This is a genomic window from Phreatobacter sp., assembly GCF_030691135.1.
In the GTDB taxonomy this organism is placed as follows: Bacteria; Pseudomonadota; Alphaproteobacteria; order Rhizobiales; family Phreatobacteraceae; genus Phreatobacter.
In genome coordinates this window covers 1-15,484 of sequence record NZ_JAUYFA010000073.1, presented here as the reverse complement: position 1 = coordinate 15,484, position 15,484 = coordinate 1, and the positions used below count along the sequence as shown (strand labels likewise).

Annotated in this window: 16 protein-coding genes; 9 read left to right on the top strand and 7 right to left on the bottom strand. The window is 68.7% G+C overall.

The genetic code is table 11. The annotated features are described in order from the left end of the window. A partial coding sequence (locus Q8O26_RS13110) for an aldehyde dehydrogenase family protein (protein WP_305576286.1) occupies positions 1-685 on the bottom strand: 685 nt, incomplete at its 3' end. A 29-nt stretch (positions 686-714) separates the two neighbouring features. Beyond that, entirely contained in the window at positions 715-1,536 is an 822-nt protein-coding gene (locus tag Q8O26_RS13105; protein WP_305576284.1) for an SDR family NAD(P)-dependent oxidoreductase, read from the bottom strand. Between the two features lie 336 nt (positions 1,537-1,872). Here Q8O26_RS13105 and Q8O26_RS13100 point away from each other — a divergent pair, with 336 nt between their 5' ends. Next, a complete protein-coding gene (locus Q8O26_RS13100; RefSeq protein ID WP_305576282.1) occupies positions 1,873-2,367 on the top strand; it encodes a CYTH domain-containing protein in 495 nt (164 codons plus the stop codon). 101 nt (positions 2,368-2,468) lie between these two features. Beyond that, complete coding sequence (locus Q8O26_RS13095; protein WP_305576280.1) at positions 2,469-3,605, top strand: alpha-hydroxy acid oxidase; 1,137 nt, start codon at positions 2,469-2,471, stop codon at positions 3,603-3,605. 10 nt (positions 3,606-3,615) lie between these two features. Here the strand turns inward: Q8O26_RS13095 and Q8O26_RS13090 are convergent, their stop codons facing one another. From Q8O26_RS13090 to Q8O26_RS13075, 4 genes are all read right to left on the bottom strand, one after another. After that, positions 3,616-4,437 carry a metallophosphoesterase gene (locus Q8O26_RS13090; protein WP_305576278.1) on the bottom strand — a complete coding sequence of 274 codons (822 nt, stop codon included), beginning with the start codon at positions 4,435-4,437 and terminating at the stop codon, positions 3,616-3,618. A 22-nt stretch (positions 4,438-4,459) separates the two neighbouring features. Further along, a complete protein-coding gene (locus tag Q8O26_RS13085) occupies positions 4,460-5,395 on the bottom strand; it encodes a diacylglycerol kinase family protein (protein WP_305576276.1) in 936 nt (311 codons plus the stop codon). Between the two features lie 241 nt (positions 5,396-5,636). After that, the gene (locus Q8O26_RS13080) at positions 5,637-6,023 is read right to left on the bottom strand and encodes a DUF6481 family protein (RefSeq protein ID WP_305576274.1); all 387 of its coding nucleotides are present in this window, start codon (positions 6,021-6,023) and stop codon (positions 5,637-5,639) included. A 176-nt stretch (positions 6,024-6,199) separates the two neighbouring features. Continuing rightward, the gene (locus tag Q8O26_RS13075; protein ID WP_305576272.1) at positions 6,200-6,901 is read right to left on the bottom strand and encodes a GntR family transcriptional regulator; all 702 of its coding nucleotides are present in this window, start codon (positions 6,899-6,901) and stop codon (positions 6,200-6,202) included. Positions 6,902-7,116: 215 nt separating this feature from the next. Between Q8O26_RS13075 and Q8O26_RS13070 the strand changes: the two genes are divergently transcribed. The 7 genes from Q8O26_RS13070 to Q8O26_RS13040 all read left to right on the top strand — a co-directional run bounded on the left by Q8O26_RS13070 (position 7,117) and on the right by Q8O26_RS13040 (position 14,888). Next, positions 7,117-7,725, top strand: coding sequence for a TRAP transporter small permease (locus Q8O26_RS13070; protein WP_305576287.1), 609 nt, complete (start codon positions 7,117-7,119; stop codon positions 7,723-7,725). Then, positions 7,725-8,990, top strand: a complete 1,266-nt coding sequence (locus Q8O26_RS13065) for a TRAP transporter large permease (RefSeq protein WP_305576270.1) — start codon at positions 7,725-7,727, stop codon at positions 8,988-8,990. The genes Q8O26_RS13070 and Q8O26_RS13065 overlap by 1 nt, the downstream gene beginning before the upstream one ends. A gap of 32 nt (positions 8,991-9,022) precedes the next feature. Further along, positions 9,023-10,006 carry a TRAP transporter substrate-binding protein gene (locus Q8O26_RS13060; protein WP_305576268.1) on the top strand — a complete coding sequence of 328 codons (984 nt, stop codon included), beginning with the start codon at positions 9,023-9,025 and terminating at the stop codon, positions 10,004-10,006. Positions 10,007-10,198: 192 nt separating this feature from the next. Then, a complete protein-coding gene (locus Q8O26_RS13055) occupies positions 10,199-11,128 on the top strand; it encodes a dihydrodipicolinate synthase family protein (protein WP_305576266.1) in 930 nt (309 codons plus the stop codon). Positions 11,129-11,225: 97 nt separating this feature from the next. Continuing rightward, entirely contained in the window at positions 11,226-12,455 is a 1,230-nt protein-coding gene (locus Q8O26_RS13050) for a diguanylate cyclase (protein WP_305576264.1), read from the top strand. Positions 12,456-12,597: 142 nt separating this feature from the next. After that, on the top strand, positions 12,598-13,815 hold the full coding sequence (locus Q8O26_RS13045) for a GGDEF domain-containing protein (protein ID WP_305576261.1): 1,218 nt from the start codon (positions 12,598-12,600) through the stop codon (positions 13,813-13,815). Between the two features lie 65 nt (positions 13,816-13,880). Beyond that, positions 13,881-14,888 carry a 4-hydroxyproline epimerase gene (locus Q8O26_RS13040; RefSeq protein ID WP_305576259.1) on the top strand — a complete coding sequence of 336 codons (1,008 nt, stop codon included), beginning with the start codon at positions 13,881-13,883 and terminating at the stop codon, positions 14,886-14,888. A gap of 51 nt (positions 14,889-14,939) precedes the next feature. Here the strand turns inward: Q8O26_RS13040 and Q8O26_RS13035 are convergent, their stop codons facing one another. Beyond that, entirely contained in the window at positions 14,940-15,338 is a 399-nt protein-coding gene (locus Q8O26_RS13035; protein WP_305576257.1) for a hypothetical protein, read from the bottom strand. Positions 15,339-15,484: the final 146 nt, after the last annotated feature.

The window sequence follows — 15,484 nt, the reverse complement described above, 5'->3', positions numbered from 1 at the left end:
CGGCGATGCAGTCGGCGAGGAGGCGTCCGGTGAGCCCGGCCATCGGGCTCGGCTTGAACACCACCGTATTGCCGGCCAGCAGGGCCGAGACCGACATGCCGATGGCGAGCGCCACGGGGAAGTTGAACGGCGCGATGACGCCGAAGACCCCGAAGGGCCTGAGCACGTCGCGCGTCTCCTCGCGCGGATGGGCGCGCCTGAGGTCACGTTCGAAACCTTCGTTGGCGATGAGCTCGTCGGCATAGAAGCGGACGAGGTCGATGGCCTCCTCCACCTCGCCCAGCGCCTCCATGCGCGACTTGCCGACCTCGATGAGACAGGCCGCGGCCATGGCGAAGCGACGGGCGGTCATCGCATCGGCGACGCGGTGACAGAGAGCGGCGCGCCGCTCCCAGCCGCAATGGCGCCAGCCCTCGCGGGCGGCACGGGCCGCCGTCACCGCCCGGTCCACTGCCTCCGGCCCTGCCGCGAAGAACGTGCCGAGCGCGAGCCTGCGGTCGATGGGCGAGACGGCGGTGAAGGCCGTGCCGCTGCGATCGTCCCGGCCAGCGATCCAGTTGGCCTGCTCGCGGCCGAGCATCTGCGCGGCAACCTCCGGGATCACCCGGTCGAGATGGGCGTGCACGCCGGAGAAATCCTCCGCGATGTTGGAATAGGTCACGCGCGGCAATTGGTCGGGCGTCATGGTCGCGTCCTGCATCGCTGTCGTCCCCGTCACGCCGGCCAGCACTGGCCGCCGCCATCCACCCGCAGCACCTGACCGGAGACGAAGGCGCCCAGCGGTCCGGCGAAAATCTCCACCACCCGCGCCACCTCGTCCACCGTGGCGATGCGGTCGAGCGTGCCCGCCTCCGCCAGCCGCGCCGGATCGACGGCGCGCGTGCCGAGGAAGCGGCCGGTCCGGGTGTCACCCGGCGCGATGCAGTTGACCGACACGTCATAGGGGCGGAGCTGGTCGGCGAGGCAGCGGGTATAATGCGTCACGCCGGCCTTGGCTGTTGCGTAGATGGCGCCGTTGGTGCGGCCCTTGAAGGCGGCGACCGAGCCGAGGGTGACGATACGGCCCGCGCGCCGCGCCATCATGCCCCTGGCCACCGCCTGGCAGGTGAGGATGGTGGAGAGAAGGTTGCGCTCCAGCACGGCGCGCACATCCTCTTCCGCGATGCCCACGGCATCGTTCGGGTCGGGCTTGCCGCCGCGCGCCGCGATGTCGCCGCCGGCATTGTGGACGAGGATGGCGATGGGGCCGAGGCCCGCTTCGGTCTCGGCGACGACGCGGTCGATCTCGCCGGCGCGGGTCAGGTCGCCGAGCACCCGCAGCGTCCGGACGCCATGGGCCGCCGCCACCTCACCGGCCACGGCGGTCAGCGTGGTGCCCTCGCCATATTCGGCCGGACCGGTCTCCCGCATGCCATGGATCGCGACAGCGGCGCCCATGGCCGCCAGCTTCTCGGCGAAGGCCCGGCCGAGGCCGCGGCCCGCCCCCGTCACCAGCGCCACCTTGCCGGCCAGCGGCCGCTCCGTCGTCGTGTTCATGGCATGTCTCCCCGCCGACACTCCGCCGCCGGGCCGCGCGCTTGGCAAGCCCACCGGCCGGGGGGCAGCGGTGCAGCGGCGGCCGCCGTGATCCGGAGGTCCGAGCGAGAGGCAGTTTCACCGGTGATGCCGGACACCACGCCAGGGTCGGAAGCGCAGCTGCCGTACCCCTCCCCCAGCCCGCGGGGGAGGAAATGGTGAGGACCCGGAGACGAGCGTCGGGCCCCTGCCGGACACGCCGGCGCGGCGAGGCCGCCGCAAAGCCTCACGTCGGCATTGCGTTGCAAGCAGGTCCTCGGGCCTTATGCCGCCTTCGAGGGGTGCGCAGGAGGCGGCATGGCCATCGAAATCGAACGCAAGTTCCTCGTCGTCGGGGACGGCTGGAAAGCCGCGCCCTGCGTCCGGGCCATCGCCCAGGGCTATCTCGCGACCATCCCCGCCTCCGTCCGCATCCGCATCCAGGACGGCGCCGCGACCCTCACGATCAAGGGCGAGGCCGACGGCCTCGTCCGCGACGAGTTCGAATATGCCGTCCCGCTCGCCGATGCCGAGGCGATGCTGCGCCTCTGCCCCGAGCCGCCCATCGTCAAGAAGCGCCACGAGATCGTCCACGCGGGCAAGCTCTGGCAGGTCGATGCCTTTGAGGGCGCGCTGGCCGGCCTCGTCATCGCCGAGATCGAGCTGGAGAGCGCCGAAGAGGTCGTCACCCTGCCGGACTGGGTCGGCCGCGAGGTGACCTATGACCGGCGCTACCGCAACTCCGCCCTCATCCGCAGCGGTCTCGACGGGCTTCCGACGCAAGATCCCGGGCTGAAGCGCTGCAACGGCTGAGATGCCGTGCCGCCCTGTGTCTGGTCGCGGCTGAAGACCGGTGCTAGACTTGAGACGGACCGTTTCCGTCCCGCATCGCCAGATCCCCAAAGAAGGCTCGGATGTCAGTCGTCACCAGCATCGAAGATCTCCGCATCCTCGCCAAGCGCCGCGTCCCGCGCATGTTCTATGACTATGCCGATTCCGGCTCCTGGACGGAGAGCACCTACCGGTCCAACACTTCGGACTTCGCGAAGATCAAGCTGCGCCAGCGCGTCGCGGTCGACATGCGCGACCGCACGCTCGCCACCGAGATGATCGGCGAGCCGGTTTCCATGCCCATGGCGCTCGCGCCCACCGGCCTCACCGGCATGCAGCACGCCGACGGCGAGATCCTCGCCGCCCGCGCCGCCGTCAAGGCCGGCATCCCCTTCACGCTGTCGACCATGAGCATCTGCTCGATGGAGGACATCGCGGAAGCCACAGGCAAACCGTTCTGGTTCCAGCTCTACGTGATGCGCGACCGGGAATTCGCCGCCAACCTCATCGACCGGGCGAAGAAGGCGGGCTGCTCGGCGCTCGTCCTCACCCTCGACCTGCAGATCCTCGGCCAGCGCCACAAGGACATCAAGAACGGCCTGTCCGCCCCGCCGAAGCCGACGCTGACGAACCTGATCAACCTCTCCACCAAGCTGCGCTGGTGCCTGGGGATGCTGGGCACCAGGCGGCGCACCTTCGGCAACATCGTCGGCCACGCCAAGGGCGTCGACGACATGTCGTCGCTCTCCTCCTGGACCTCGCAGCAGTTCGATCCGGCGCTCAGCTGGGACGACGTGAAGTGGATCAAGGACCGCTGGGGCGGCAAGCTGATCCTGAAGGGCATTCTCGACGCCGAGGATGCCGAACTCGCCCTCGGCTCGGGCGCCGACGCGCTCATCGTCTCCAACCATGGCGGCCGCCAGCTCGACGGCGCCATGTCCTCCATCGAGGCCCTGCCCGGCATCGTCTCGGCGGTAGGCTCGAAGATCGAGGTCCATATGGACGGCGGCATCCGCTCCGGCCAGGACGTGCTCAAGGCCATCGCGCTGGGGGCGAAGGGCACCTATATCGGCCGCGCCTTCCTCTATGGCCTCGGCGCCAAGGGCGAGGAGGGGGTCACCGCCGCCATCGAGATCATCCGCAAGGAGCTCGACATCACCATGGCGCTCTGCGGCCTGCGCGACATCAAGACGGTGACCGGCAACATCCTGGTGCGCTGAGCGGCCGGGCTCAGAGGCCGGACCAGAACAGCTCGAGGCGCGAGGCTGTGGCCCAGCTGCCCGACGCATACTGGCGCATCTCGATCTCCACCCCCTCCCCGGCGAGGGTGATGAGGTTCCAGCTGTTGACCTGGCCGCGCAGCCGGTCGGAGGTCGCCGTCCCCGCATGAACGATGAGCACGTCGTCCCGGGCCATGGCCGCGCCGGTGGCTGCCGTCCGCTCGCCGGCGGCGGGACTCCACAGGCTGGCATGGCTGCGGTGCCGGTGGCCGAGAAGTATGAGGCTGCGCGAGCGCTTCGCCAGCGTCGCCAGCAAGGCGTCACCCCGCGTCACCAGATCGTAGTCGTGGCCCGTATCATCCCCATAGGCGACGGGATGATGGGCGGTGACCACGAGGACGCGCGGGTCGCGCTCGGCGGTCGCCACCGCCGCGATCTGCGCCGGGGCGATCCGTCCGCGCGACCAGTTGAGATAGGGGCCGAAGGGACGCGCGCTGTTGACACCCTTCACCAGCACGGCGGCGTTGGACCATTCCGGCGCCAGCCCCTGGGTGATGTAGCGCCGCCACCGCGTGAACGGCGCGAAGAACAGCTCCCACAGCGGAAAGGCTGCGATGTCGTGGTTGCCGGGCACCACCACATAGGGTGCCGCGATGCGGTCGAGGAAAGCGCGGGCGGCGGTGAACTCGCCATGGCTCCCGAGCTGGGTGAGATCGCCGCTGATCACCACGACGTCGGGAGACGCCGCCGCGAGGTCGGCGAGGAGCGCCGTCACGATCTCGGGCACCTCGCGCCCGAAATGGATGTCGGAAATATGGGCGACCACCGTCATGGCGAGAGCGTCATAGAGAGCATCATGGCGCCGGGGTCGGCGGTTGCGGCACGATGACCCTGAGGGCGCCGGGCTTCACCGCGAAGTGCAGCGGCGTCCTGAGCCGGCGGATCTCGCCGTCGTTCAGGATGGTAAGCCATTCGCGCTGGGCGTCGATGGTCAGCACGGGCGTCTCGCGGAATGCGATGTCGGGATCGATCCGCGCCCGCCCGGCGAAGATCGCGGCGGCCAGCTTGAACAGCGTCAGGTAACCCCGCTCCCGCGCTGCATAGACCGCCAGAAGCCCCGAATCCAGCGTCGTTCGGAACGGCACGCGCGAGACGATCTCGGCGAGCGGATTGACCGAGACGATGACGCCGCGCGTCTCCTCCGTCCAGGCGCTGCGGTCGTCGCGGATCGCCAGCGAGGCCGGCCGCAGCGTCATCGCCTTCATGCCGGTGCGCAGGAACGACACCATGGTCGCCAGCATCCGCCCACGGGCCTCCTCACGGTAGCGCTGCAGCTTGGCCAGCGGGCCGATGACGCTGGTGCACAGGAAGGCCCTGTCGTTGACGGTGCCGACATCGATGGCGCGCTGCGCCCCCTTCACCAGTGCGGCGATGGCGAGGGCCGGGTCGAGGGGGATCAGGAGGTCGCGGGCGAGCTGGTTGACCGTCCCCTGCGGAATGATGGCGAGAGCCGTATGGGTACCCGCGAAGGCTTCCGCGGCGGCGAGGATCGTCCCGTCGCCGCCGAGCACCACGACGACGTCGGGGTCATGCGCCTTGCAGGCCGCGATCGCCTCGGCCAGGTGGCCGCGGCCTGCCATGAACAGACGCGGATAGACGCCATAGGCAGAGATCGCCGTGACGATCGTATCGACGGCCTGGCCGCCGCGTCCGCCGAGGCCCGAGCGCTTGTTGGCCAGCACGGCGACCGACGGTTTCGCGCCGAAGCCGAAAATGCCGCTCTCGGCCATGATGAGATGTCCCCGGGATCGCGCGTCGCTGCCGGACGCGGACGGAACAACGGACAGGACGGCGAAGAGTTCCAGATGGCAAATCGTCGCCGGTACGGGACTGCCCGGCGGGCATATGTGCCGGCGACCATGCTGCCGGGCCCAACTGCCGCAAGAAAGCGGGGCCTCAGGAAAGCCGGCTTAAAAAGCAAAGGGCCGCCTCGCGGGCGGCCCTCGGCTCGTCGTTCCGGGGGTCAGTGGCTCAACGGCGACCGCTGCGCGACGCCGCCTTGGCGCGGGCTTCGGCATAGGCGGCGATTTCGCGGTAAATCTGCTTCGGACGCGCCTTGGCGCGGGCCTCTTCTTCTTCGAGACGCTTCAACTCGGCCTCTTCGGCAGCGACGCGCTCGGCTTCCTTGCGGGCGAGTTCTTCGGCGGCGAAACGCTCGGCCTCGGCGCGACGGATGGCTTCCTTCGCCTCTTCCCGCTTGGCGCGGGCCTCGGCGATGACGCGGCGCTCGGCCTGGCGCTTCTGGAAGTCCGGATCATCCGGACCCGGTCGCGAACGGAACTTCTCCAACAATGCCTGCTTAGCCTTCTGGGCAGTCTCAAGGCGTTCGGACAGGCCGTTCTGGGTATGGATGGACAAAGGGCAGTGATCCTTGGTTCGTTCAGTCAGGTTCAGATGCGGTTCGGGGACGTCGCAGGCGGGAGGCGCGCACCGGGTTTCCGGAGGCCTCGTCGCGACTGCATTCGGGTACATAAAGCTTCACCGAACGTCAACGTCAAACCATCTCATCGTGACATATGGTTGACGCTTGGCAGCTATTCCAGTGCCACCGACCGGGAATTCGTCTCGCCACCCGCCGCACCCGACCGGGCCACGACCCGCAGGAGGTCGGCCCGCACCGCCTCGATGTGGCCGACGAGGTAGCCGGAGGCCTCATCGAAACGCCCCGCCCGGCATTGCCGGATGAGCTCGGCATGTTCCTGCTCGGCGATCCCCATGGCCGCCGTGCTGGACAGCTGCAGGCGGGTGTAGCGGTCGCTCGTCTGCAGCAGCGCGGCGACGATCGACTGGGTGCGCGGCTGCCGCGCCCTGGTGTAGAGCGCCATGTGGAACTCGGCGTTGATGACGCCCCATTGGGCCACATCCCCCGCCGCGATCGCCGTCTCGAAACGCACCTGGATGGCGTCGAGCGCGGCGAAATCGGCCTCGGCGAATCGCGGCACCGATTGCGAGAGCAACCGCGGCTCGAGCAGACAGCGCAGATCGAAGACGTCGTTGATCTCGTCCAGCGACAGTTCCGAGACGATCGCGCCCTTGTGCGGAACGATGCGCACGAAGCCTTCCGCCTCGAGCTGGAACAGCGCTTCGCGGACGGGAATGCGGCTGACGCCATAGGTCTCCGCCATAGCATCCTGACGCAGCTGCGTGCCGGCGGGATAGGTGCCGGCGAGGATCGCCTGACGCAGGCGGTCGACGATGGCTGCAGAGAGGGTGCGATGCTTGAGCGGTACGGTCATGCGACTCCCGGGAATGCTCCAAATGTTTCCATCCGACCACGAATTGCCGGCTTTGCCCATCCGTCGACACGCACGAGCAGGATCGACGCCGGCTGGAACCGGACCGGGAGAATAAGTAGCCGGAAAGGCATTGACTCATCGATTGTATAAAATCTACCGTGGCACAATTCCAGAGCAAAAGCACCTCGGGAGTCCAACCGGTGACGAACCAGGCCATTCCCTCCGAGCAGGCCTTTGCGCCGGCCCGGGCCCTGCAGTCCCTGTCGGCCGGCCTGCTCGCGATCGAGCGGCTGGCCATCATGGGCTTCATGGGCCTGCTGGCCGGGCTCATCCTCCTCAACGTCGTCACCCGCTACAGCGGTGTTCCGATCTACTGGATCGACGAATCGTCGGTCTACTCGGTCGTCTGGCTGACCTTCATCGGCGCCTCGGCGATGACGCGGCTCAGGCTCGACTTCGCGGTCTCGATGCTGACGGAGCGCCTGTCGGAGCGCTGGCGCAAGGTGGCCAAGGTCATCGCAACCGGCATGGTCGTCACCTTCGGCGTCGCGCTCGCGGCCATGTGCTGGCTGTGGATGGACCCGCCCGGCATCGCCGCCGCCGGCTTCGATGCCCGCGCCTTCGCCGGCGAGACCTTCAACTTCCTCTACACCGAGCGCACCCAGACGCTGAACTGGCCGACCTGGGTGCTCTACATGATCCTGCCGATATTCGCCGTGTCCATGACCGTCCATGGCCTCGCCAACCTGGTCGAGGATATCGGCCTGGTGCCGCCGGCGCCGATCCGGGGCTTCGTCCTCTCCGACATTGACGGGGTGAACTGATGATCACCTCGGCCGCCTTTCTCGTCGTCATGCTGGTCGGCGTGCCGATCGGGCTGTGCCTGTGCATCGCCGGCATCGTCTTCATCATGGCCTCCGGCAATCCGCTCCTTTTCCAGAGCTATCCGCTGCAGATGTTCGGCGGCGTCGACAGCTACGGCCTGATCGCCATCCCGCTCTTCATCCTCATCGGTGAGATCATGAACGGCGGCGGCATCACCCGGCGCATCGTCGATCTCGCCATGGCCTTCATCGGCTCGGTGCGCGGCGGCCTCGCCTACGTCAACATCCTCGCCAACATGTTCGTCGCCTCCATCCTCGGCTCGGCCACGGCACAGGTCGCGATCATGTCGCAGATCATGGTCCCGGAAATGGAGAAGCAGGGCTATGACAAGACCTTCGCCGCCGGTCTCACCGCCTATGGCGGCATGCTCGGCCCGATCATCCCGCCCTCGGTGATGTTCGTCGTCTACTCGGTGCTGGCGCAGGTCTCGGTCTCGGACATGCTGATCGCCGGCATCCTGCCCGGCCTCATCCTTACGGCGCTGTTCTTCGTCGTCATCGCCCTGATGGGCTATGTCTACAATTATCCCCGGGCGGAGAAGCAGTCGGGCCGCCAGCGCCTCCGCACGATCCTCGCCGCGCTGCCCACCCTGTCGATCCCCGTCATCATCGTCGGCTCGATCCTCGGCGGCCTCGCCAACGCCACCGAATCGGCGGCCATCGGCGCCGTCGCCGCGGCCCTGGTCGGCCGCTTCTGGACGCGCCAGTTCGCCTTCTCCCGCCTGCCGGAGATGATGCTGCGCGCCGGCGTCTATTCCGCCGTCGTGCTGTTCCTGGTCGCCGCCGCCGCCGTCTTCTCGTGGATCCTCATCTACGGGAAGGTGCCGCAGGAGACCGCCGCCTGGATCCAGACGGTCGCCAAGGATCCCATCACCTTCATGCTCCTGACCAACGTCATCCTTTTGGTCATCGGCACGGTGATCGACGGCATCCCCGGCCTGATCATGACGGTGCCGATCCTGCTGCCCATCGCCACCGAGGTCTACGGCATCGACCCCCGCCATTTCGGCGTCGTCGTGGTCATCAACCTCGTCCTCGGCCTGCTCTCGCCGCCGGTCGGCCTGTGTTTCTTCGTCGCCGCCGCGGTCACCGGCGCCAAGCCGGGGAAGATGTTCCTCGTCACCCTCCCGTTCTTCGGCGTCGCCTGCATCCTCCTGGTGCTGCTGTCGATCTATCCCTTCCTGTCCCTCGCCCTCCTCAAGTGAATGCCGTCCTCGAACCCCAAAGGAGCATGCCCATGACCCTCTCCCGCCGCCATCTCATCGCCGCCGGCGCCAGCCTGCCGCTCGCCGCCCCCTCGCTCGCCCTCGCCCAGGCGAAGGAGTTCCGTCTCGGCATCCTCACCCCCGCCGGCCATCCCTGGAACCGCGCCGCCCTCAAGGTCGGCGAGGACCTGAAGGCCGCAACCAACGGCCGCCTGACGTTGACGGTCTTCCATTCCGGCCAGCTCGGCAACGAGGCCGCGATGCTGCAGCAGATGCAGTCGGGCGCCCTCGACATGGGCTGGATCATGGCCGCCGAGCTCGGCTCCCGCGTGCCCACCATCGCCGCCATCACCGCGCCCTATGTGGTCGATTCCACCCCGAAGATCGCCAAGCTGGTCCGCCACCCGGTGGCGGCCAAACTGTTCGACGTGCTGCCGCGCGAGACCGGCACGATCGGCCTCGCCTGGGGCATCACCGGCATGCGCGCCGTCTTCGCCTCCAGGGACGTCTCCAAGGTCGCCGATATCCGCGGCATGAAGCTGCGCATCAACCCGACGCCGGTCTTCCGTGACTTCTACCAGTTGCTCGGCGCCGCACCGACGCCGATCCCGACGCCGCAGGTCTTCGACGCCATGACCAACGGCCAGGTCGACGGCCTCGAGGCCGACCTCGAATTCTCCTGGAACCAGCGCTTCGACCGGGTGTCGAAGTCGATCCTGCAGATGAATGCCGTCTTCATGCCGGTCATCGCCCTCGTCTCGGGCCGCGTCTGGCAGACGATCTCCGCCGCCGACCGCGAGCTCATCACCAAGACCGTCAAGGGCGCCCTCGACATCCAGATCGACGAGCTCGCCGGCAACGAGCCGAAGCTGGTCGAGCAGTTCAAGGCGACCGGCATCCCCTTCCGCAACGCCGATCCGCGCGAGGCCGCGGCGGTCGTCGCCGAATTCGACAAGATCTGGCTTCCCAAGGCGCCGATCCTCGCCGAACTGCGCCAGGCCGGCGCTTCGCTCTGAGATCGCTGCCAGCTTCGTCATGCCCGGGTCTGTCCCGGGCATCCACGGCTTGCCGAAGCGCTGACACCTGAAGTCATGGATCCCCGGGACAAGCCCGGGGATGACGATAGCGGGCGCAGTCCTTCAACCCCATCCCCGCCCGCGGCGCCCCCTCAGCCGCCGCGCAACGACCATTTCATCGGAGAAAACCCCATGGCACCGCGCATTTCCTGGGAAGGCGTCTTCCCGGCCGTCACCACCCAGTTCCACGACGATCTCTCGCTCGACATCGACGCCACCGCCAAGGTGATGGACAACCTGATCCGCGACGGCGTCTCCGGCCTCATCGTCTGCGGCTCGGTCGGCGAGAACACCTCATTGGCCCGCCATGAGAAGATCGCCGTCATGGAGGCGGCCAAGTCCGTCGCCGCCGGCCGCGTGCCGGTGCTCTGCGGCATCGCCGAGTTCACCACCGCCTTCGCGGTCGAGACGGCGAAGGAAGCTGCCCGCATCGGCATCGACGGCATCATGGTCATGCCGGCCCTGGTCTATTCGTCCAAGCCGCACGAGACCGCCCAGCATTTCCGCACGGTCGCCACCGCCACCGACCTGCCGGTGATGCTCTACAACAACCCGCCCATCTACAAGAACGACGTCACGCCGGACATTCTCGTCTCGCTCGCCGATGTCGAGACCGTCGTCTGCTTCAAGGACTCCTCTGGCGACACCCGCCGCTTCATCGACACACGCAACATGGTCGGTGACCGCTTCGTGCTCTTCGCCGGCCTCGACGACGTCATCGTCGAGAGCGTCGCCATGGGCGCGGTCGGCTGGGTGTCCGGCATGTCCAACGCCTTCCCGCGCGAGGGCGAGACCCTGTTCCGCCTGGCCCGGGCCGGCCGCTACGCCGAGGCCATGCCGCTCTACGAGTGGTTCATGCCCCTGCTGCACCTCGATGCCCGCCCAGATCTCGTCCAGTGCATCAAGCTGTGCGAGAACATCATGGGCCGCGGCACCGCGCTGACCCGTCCGCCGCGCCTCGCCCTGTTGCCGCACGAGAAGGCGGACGTCGAGGCGATGATGGCCAAGGCCCTCGCCACCCAGCCCAAGCTGCCGGATGTCGGGCTGAAGGCCGCCGCCTGACCCGCGGTCGCGCCAAATAACGGAATTCGCGTGTAATATTCCGTTAACGCATTCTTGGGTTGCACCATGCCTTCATGGGCCTCTATCCGAGGCAGGCATGGTTAACGAGACGCACGGTTTCAGTGCTCCGCGATGGAGGCTGACGCGCTGGCTGGCGACGACCAGTCAGCGCGTGCCGGATGACGTGCGCGCCGCACTGATCGCCCAGCTCTTCGGCACCCTGCCGATATTCCTGGGCGGCATGGTCAACACCATGGCCATCGCCGTCCTGGTGGTGATCTGGCACCCCTCGCCCCTGCTGATCGCCTGGTGCTGCCTGGAGATCACCGTCTCCCTCAGCCGGCTCGCCGTGATGATCCACGCCCTGCGCGCGGTGCGGCGCGGCGGCCGGACCTTCACCGACCTCACCATCCTCCTCGCCGTCGCCTGGGGCTTCACCACCGGCCTCGGCGCCGGCCTCATCCTCATGACCGGCGACTGGCCCACCGCCATCGTCGTCTGCATCTCCGCCGCCGGCATGACCGGCGGCATGTGCTTCCGCTATGTCGGCGCGCCCCGCCTCGCCACCGCGGTCATCGCCGGTGCGCTGCTGCCCGCCACGGTGGGCGCGCTGTTGTCCGGCAACACGATCCTGCTCATCTCGGCAGTCCAGGCGCCGGCCCTCCTCCTCGCCATGAGCATGGCCGCCTTCCAGCTCCACCGCATGCTGGTCGCAACCATGATGGCCGAGCGCGAAAACCTGCAGCGCACCAGGGTCGACGCCCTGACCGGCCTCGCCAACCGCGCCGGCCTGATCCGAGAATTCGAGACGCGCCTCGCCGCGGGCGCACCGGAGGGCAAGCCCTTTGCGCTGCTCTATCTCGACCTCGACGGCTTCAAGGCGATCAACGACACCCACGGCCACCTCATCGGCGATCGGATTCTGGCCGTGGTGGCCGAGCGCATGCGAACCGTTCTCGCGCCGGGCGACATGGCCGGGCGGCTCGGCGGCGACGAATTCGTCATCCTCGCCGCTGCCGGCGGTGATACGGAGGCGCTCGCCCTCGGCCGGGACGCCCTCGCCGCGATCTCGGCGCCCTATCTGCTGGCCGACGGCCACACCGCCCGCATCGGCGTCAGCATCGGCATCGCTATCGCGACGCAGGACGGCCGCGACTGGGACACGCTGATGGCCCGCGCCGATACGGCCCTCTATGTCGCCAAGGCCCGAGGCAAGGCCGCCGTCGCCCTCGCCAGCGAGGTCGACGGCAACGCCCAGACACTCTGGGAGGCCATGCGGCGGGCCGGATCGGACCCGCGCGATCAAAGGCTGGCCGACGCCGGATAGGCGAAACCGGCAACAGGAGACCGCCATCGGCCAACGGAAGCCGGTGCGGGGATAAAGCATCGTTGCGGCTTACTTGGCGCAATTTACGGTACGTTGAGACCACTCGGGCATCAGTCACCGCGAACCAGGCGGAGCAGCGCGAATGCAGACCGGCAAGGCCATCTATTCAGCACCGACCTGGCGCCTGCCCCGCTGGCTGGCCGAGCCGCCCGCCGGCACGCCCGACGCCATCCGGCAGCGTCTGATCGCCGAACTCTTCGGCAGCCTGCCGGTCTTCTTCGGCGGCCTGATCGCCACCATCGTCGGCCCGCTCACCGTCGTCGCCTTCAAGCCCAGCCTGTGGTTCATCGTGTGGCTGACGGTGGAAGCGGTGATCAGCATCGGCCGTCTTGCCGTGCTGACCCATGGTCGGCTCGCGGCGCGACGCGGCGAAAAGACCTGCACCAACCTCCATATCCTCATGGCGCTGGCCTGGAGCGCCAATCTCGGTTTCGGCTGTTTCCTCGCCATCCTGTCGGGAGACTGGATGATCGCCACCGTCGCCTGCGTCCCGGCCGCCGCCATGGTCGGTGGCATCTGCTTCCGCAACTTCGCCGCCCCGCGGCTCGCCTCGGCGATGATCATCCTGTCCCTGCTGCCGATGACCTTCGCGACCGTCCTGACGGGCGAGCCGGCAATGATCGGCGTCGCGCTGCTGGTGCCGCTTTTCCTGGTCAGCATGTCTCTCGCGGCCTTCCAGATGAACGCCATGTTCGTCTCGGCCATGGTCGCCGAACAGGATAACCGTCACCGCGCCTGCCATGACGACCTCACCGGCCTCTCCAACCGCGCCCATTTCGTGACGCGGCTCGGCCAGCGCCTCGCCAGCGCCCCCCCGGGAGGGCTCGCCCTTTTCTTCCTCGATCTCGACGGCTTCAAGCGCGTCAACGACCAGTTCGGTCACGCCACCGGCGACGGCCTGCTGCAGCTCGTCGCCGAGGATCTCACTGCCGCCGTGCGGGCGGACGACATCACGGCGCGGCTCGGTGGCGACGAGTTCGTCGTCCTCGCCGACGGCCTCGACCGCGCCGGGGCCCTGGCCTTCGGCCGGCACCTGGCCGAGACCATCTCGCGCACCTACGAGGTCGGCGGACGGGCCTGCACAATCGGCGTCAGCATCGGCATCGCCCTGGCGCCCGACCACGGCGGCGACGCCCGCAACCTGCTCGCCGCCGCGGATGCGGCCCTCTATGTCGCCAAGGATCGCGGCTCCTGCCGGGTCGTCATGGCGGAGGACGCCGCGAGCCCGGCGCCACCCCTCGCACCGCTCGCGGATGCTGGCCTCGCCCTCGACCCGCAGCGGCAGTCCACCCCGTCCTGAGAGCCATTGCGCCGCCGCGCGCCGCGCCGCATACCGGCAGGGCTCACGCCTTCCGGAACCGCGCCATGTCCCGCTTCACCTTCACCTGCATCGACGGCCACACCTGCGGCAATCCTGTCCGCGTCGTCACAGGCGGCTCGATCCCGCAACTCGCCGGCGCCACCATGTTCGACCGGCGCCAGGACTTCCTCGCCCGCCACGACTGGATCCGCACCAGCCTGATGTTCGAACCGCGGGGCCACGACATGATGTCGGGCTGCATCCTCTATCCGCCGACCCGCGCCGATTGCGACGTCGGCATCCTCTTCATCGAGACCTCGGGCTGCCTGCCGATGTGCGGCCACGGCACGATCGGCACGGTGACGACCATCATCGAGCACGGCCTCGTCACGCCGAAGACGCCGGGCGTCCTGATGCTCGACACGCCGGCCGGCCTCGTCGAGGCGCGCTACGTGCAGAACGGCCCCTATGTCGAGAGCGTCCGCCTCACCAATGTGCCCTCGTTCCTGCTCGGGCGCGGCTACGAGGTCGACGTCGAGGGCCTCGGTCCGCTCACCGTCGACGTCGCCTATGGCGGCAACTTCTACGCCATCGTCGAGCCGCAGCCAGGCTACGGCGACCTCGACGACCTGCAGCCCTCCGACGTGCTGCGGTTCTCGGCGCTGCTCCGCAAGACCTTCAACGCCCGCCATGCCATCGTCCATCCGGAGAACCCGGCGCTGGACCGCCTGACCCATGTGCTGTGGACCGGCGCGCCGCGTAACGGCGGCACCGCCCGCAACGCCGTCTTCTACGGCGACAAGGCCATCGACCGTTCGCCCTGCGGCACCGGCACCTCGGCCCGCATGGCCCAACTCGCCGCCACCGGCCGGCTGAGCGAGGGCGATGCCTTCGTGCACGAGTCGATCATCGGCTCGAAATTCACCGGCCGCATCGAGGGGCGCTCGACGGTCGGCGGCCTCGCCGCCATCATCCCCTCCATCGAGGGCTGGGCCCGCGTCACCGGCATCAACACGATCTTCGTCGACGACCGCGACCCCTACTGGGAAGGCTTCCAGGTCGCCGACCGGTAGGGTTCGAGGCCCATCAACAGGTCAGGAGCAATCCGAGGCCTGGACGCCGCCTCAGGCCCGCGGTGCGACCACCGGATGGGCCGGGCGGTAGGGCTCGATCCGCACAATGCCGGCGGCCATCAGCGCCACCTTGACGGTCGGCGCCATCACCAGCGCGCCGCCGTCACCGCGCCGGACGCCATAGTGCCAGACCGTCATCTGGCCTTCAGCGGCGATCTTGCGGGCGAGCGCTTCGACCGGGTTGCCGGAACCGAGCGCCGCCATCTCAGACGCCGTGAGCCCGACCACCACCGTGTCGCGCGGGCTGACGACGTTGAACAACGTGATGCCGGCCTCGGGCGCCGCCTGTGCCAGGGCGCCGGCGGCGGCGAGCGCGGCCACGGTCGCGCCGGCGGCGAGGCCGGCGAGCATCCGGCGGCGGTTGGCCTGGCGCAGCATGAGGGTGGTCATGGTCATATCTCCGGGTTGCGGGCGGTGGCCTCGCCGTCGTGTCGGCGCCTTGTGCCGCTCCGCCGTTTCAGCCGGAGGGCCCGCGCCGCCGCCACCGTTTCAGCACTGAAAAGCAACAGCGCCGATCCCTCCCGCCGCTTGCCCCG

Excerpts from the sequence above, each read along its gene's own strand:
- Q8O26_RS13105 (WP_305576284.1), bottom strand. The coding sequence starts at position 1,536 with ATGAACACGACGACGGAGCGGCCGCTGGCCGGCAAGGTGGCGCTGGTG.
- Q8O26_RS13100 (WP_305576282.1), top strand. The coding sequence starts at position 1,873 with ATGGCCATCGAAATCGAACGCAAGTTCCTCGTCGTCGGGGACGGCTGG.
- Q8O26_RS13095 (WP_305576280.1), top strand. The coding sequence starts at position 2,469 with ATGTCAGTCGTCACCAGCATCGAAGATCTCCGCATCCTCGCCAAGCGC.
- Q8O26_RS13090 (WP_305576278.1), bottom strand. The coding sequence starts at position 4,437 with ATGACGGTGGTCGCCCATATTTCCGACATCCATTTCGGGCGCGAGGTG.
- Q8O26_RS13085 (WP_305576276.1), bottom strand. The coding sequence starts at position 5,395 with ATGGCCGAGAGCGGCATTTTCGGCTTCGGCGCGAAACCGTCGGTCGCC.
- Q8O26_RS13075 (WP_305576272.1), bottom strand. The coding sequence starts at position 6,901 with ATGACCGTACCGCTCAAGCATCGCACCCTCTCTGCAGCCATCGTCGAC.
- Q8O26_RS13065 (WP_305576270.1), top strand. The coding sequence starts at position 7,725 with ATGATCACCTCGGCCGCCTTTCTCGTCGTCATGCTGGTCGGCGTGCCG.
- Q8O26_RS13060 (WP_305576268.1), top strand. The coding sequence starts at position 9,023 with ATGACCCTCTCCCGCCGCCATCTCATCGCCGCCGGCGCCAGCCTGCCG.
- Q8O26_RS13055 (WP_305576266.1), top strand. The coding sequence starts at position 10,199 with ATGGCACCGCGCATTTCCTGGGAAGGCGTCTTCCCGGCCGTCACCACC.
- Q8O26_RS13050 (WP_305576264.1), top strand. The coding sequence starts at position 11,226 with ATGGTTAACGAGACGCACGGTTTCAGTGCTCCGCGATGGAGGCTGACG.
- Q8O26_RS13045 (WP_305576261.1), top strand. The coding sequence starts at position 12,598 with ATGCAGACCGGCAAGGCCATCTATTCAGCACCGACCTGGCGCCTGCCC.
- Q8O26_RS13040 (WP_305576259.1), top strand. The coding sequence starts at position 13,881 with ATGTCCCGCTTCACCTTCACCTGCATCGACGGCCACACCTGCGGCAAT.
- Q8O26_RS13035 (WP_305576257.1), bottom strand. The coding sequence starts at position 15,338 with ATGACCACCCTCATGCTGCGCCAGGCCAACCGCCGCCGGATGCTCGCC.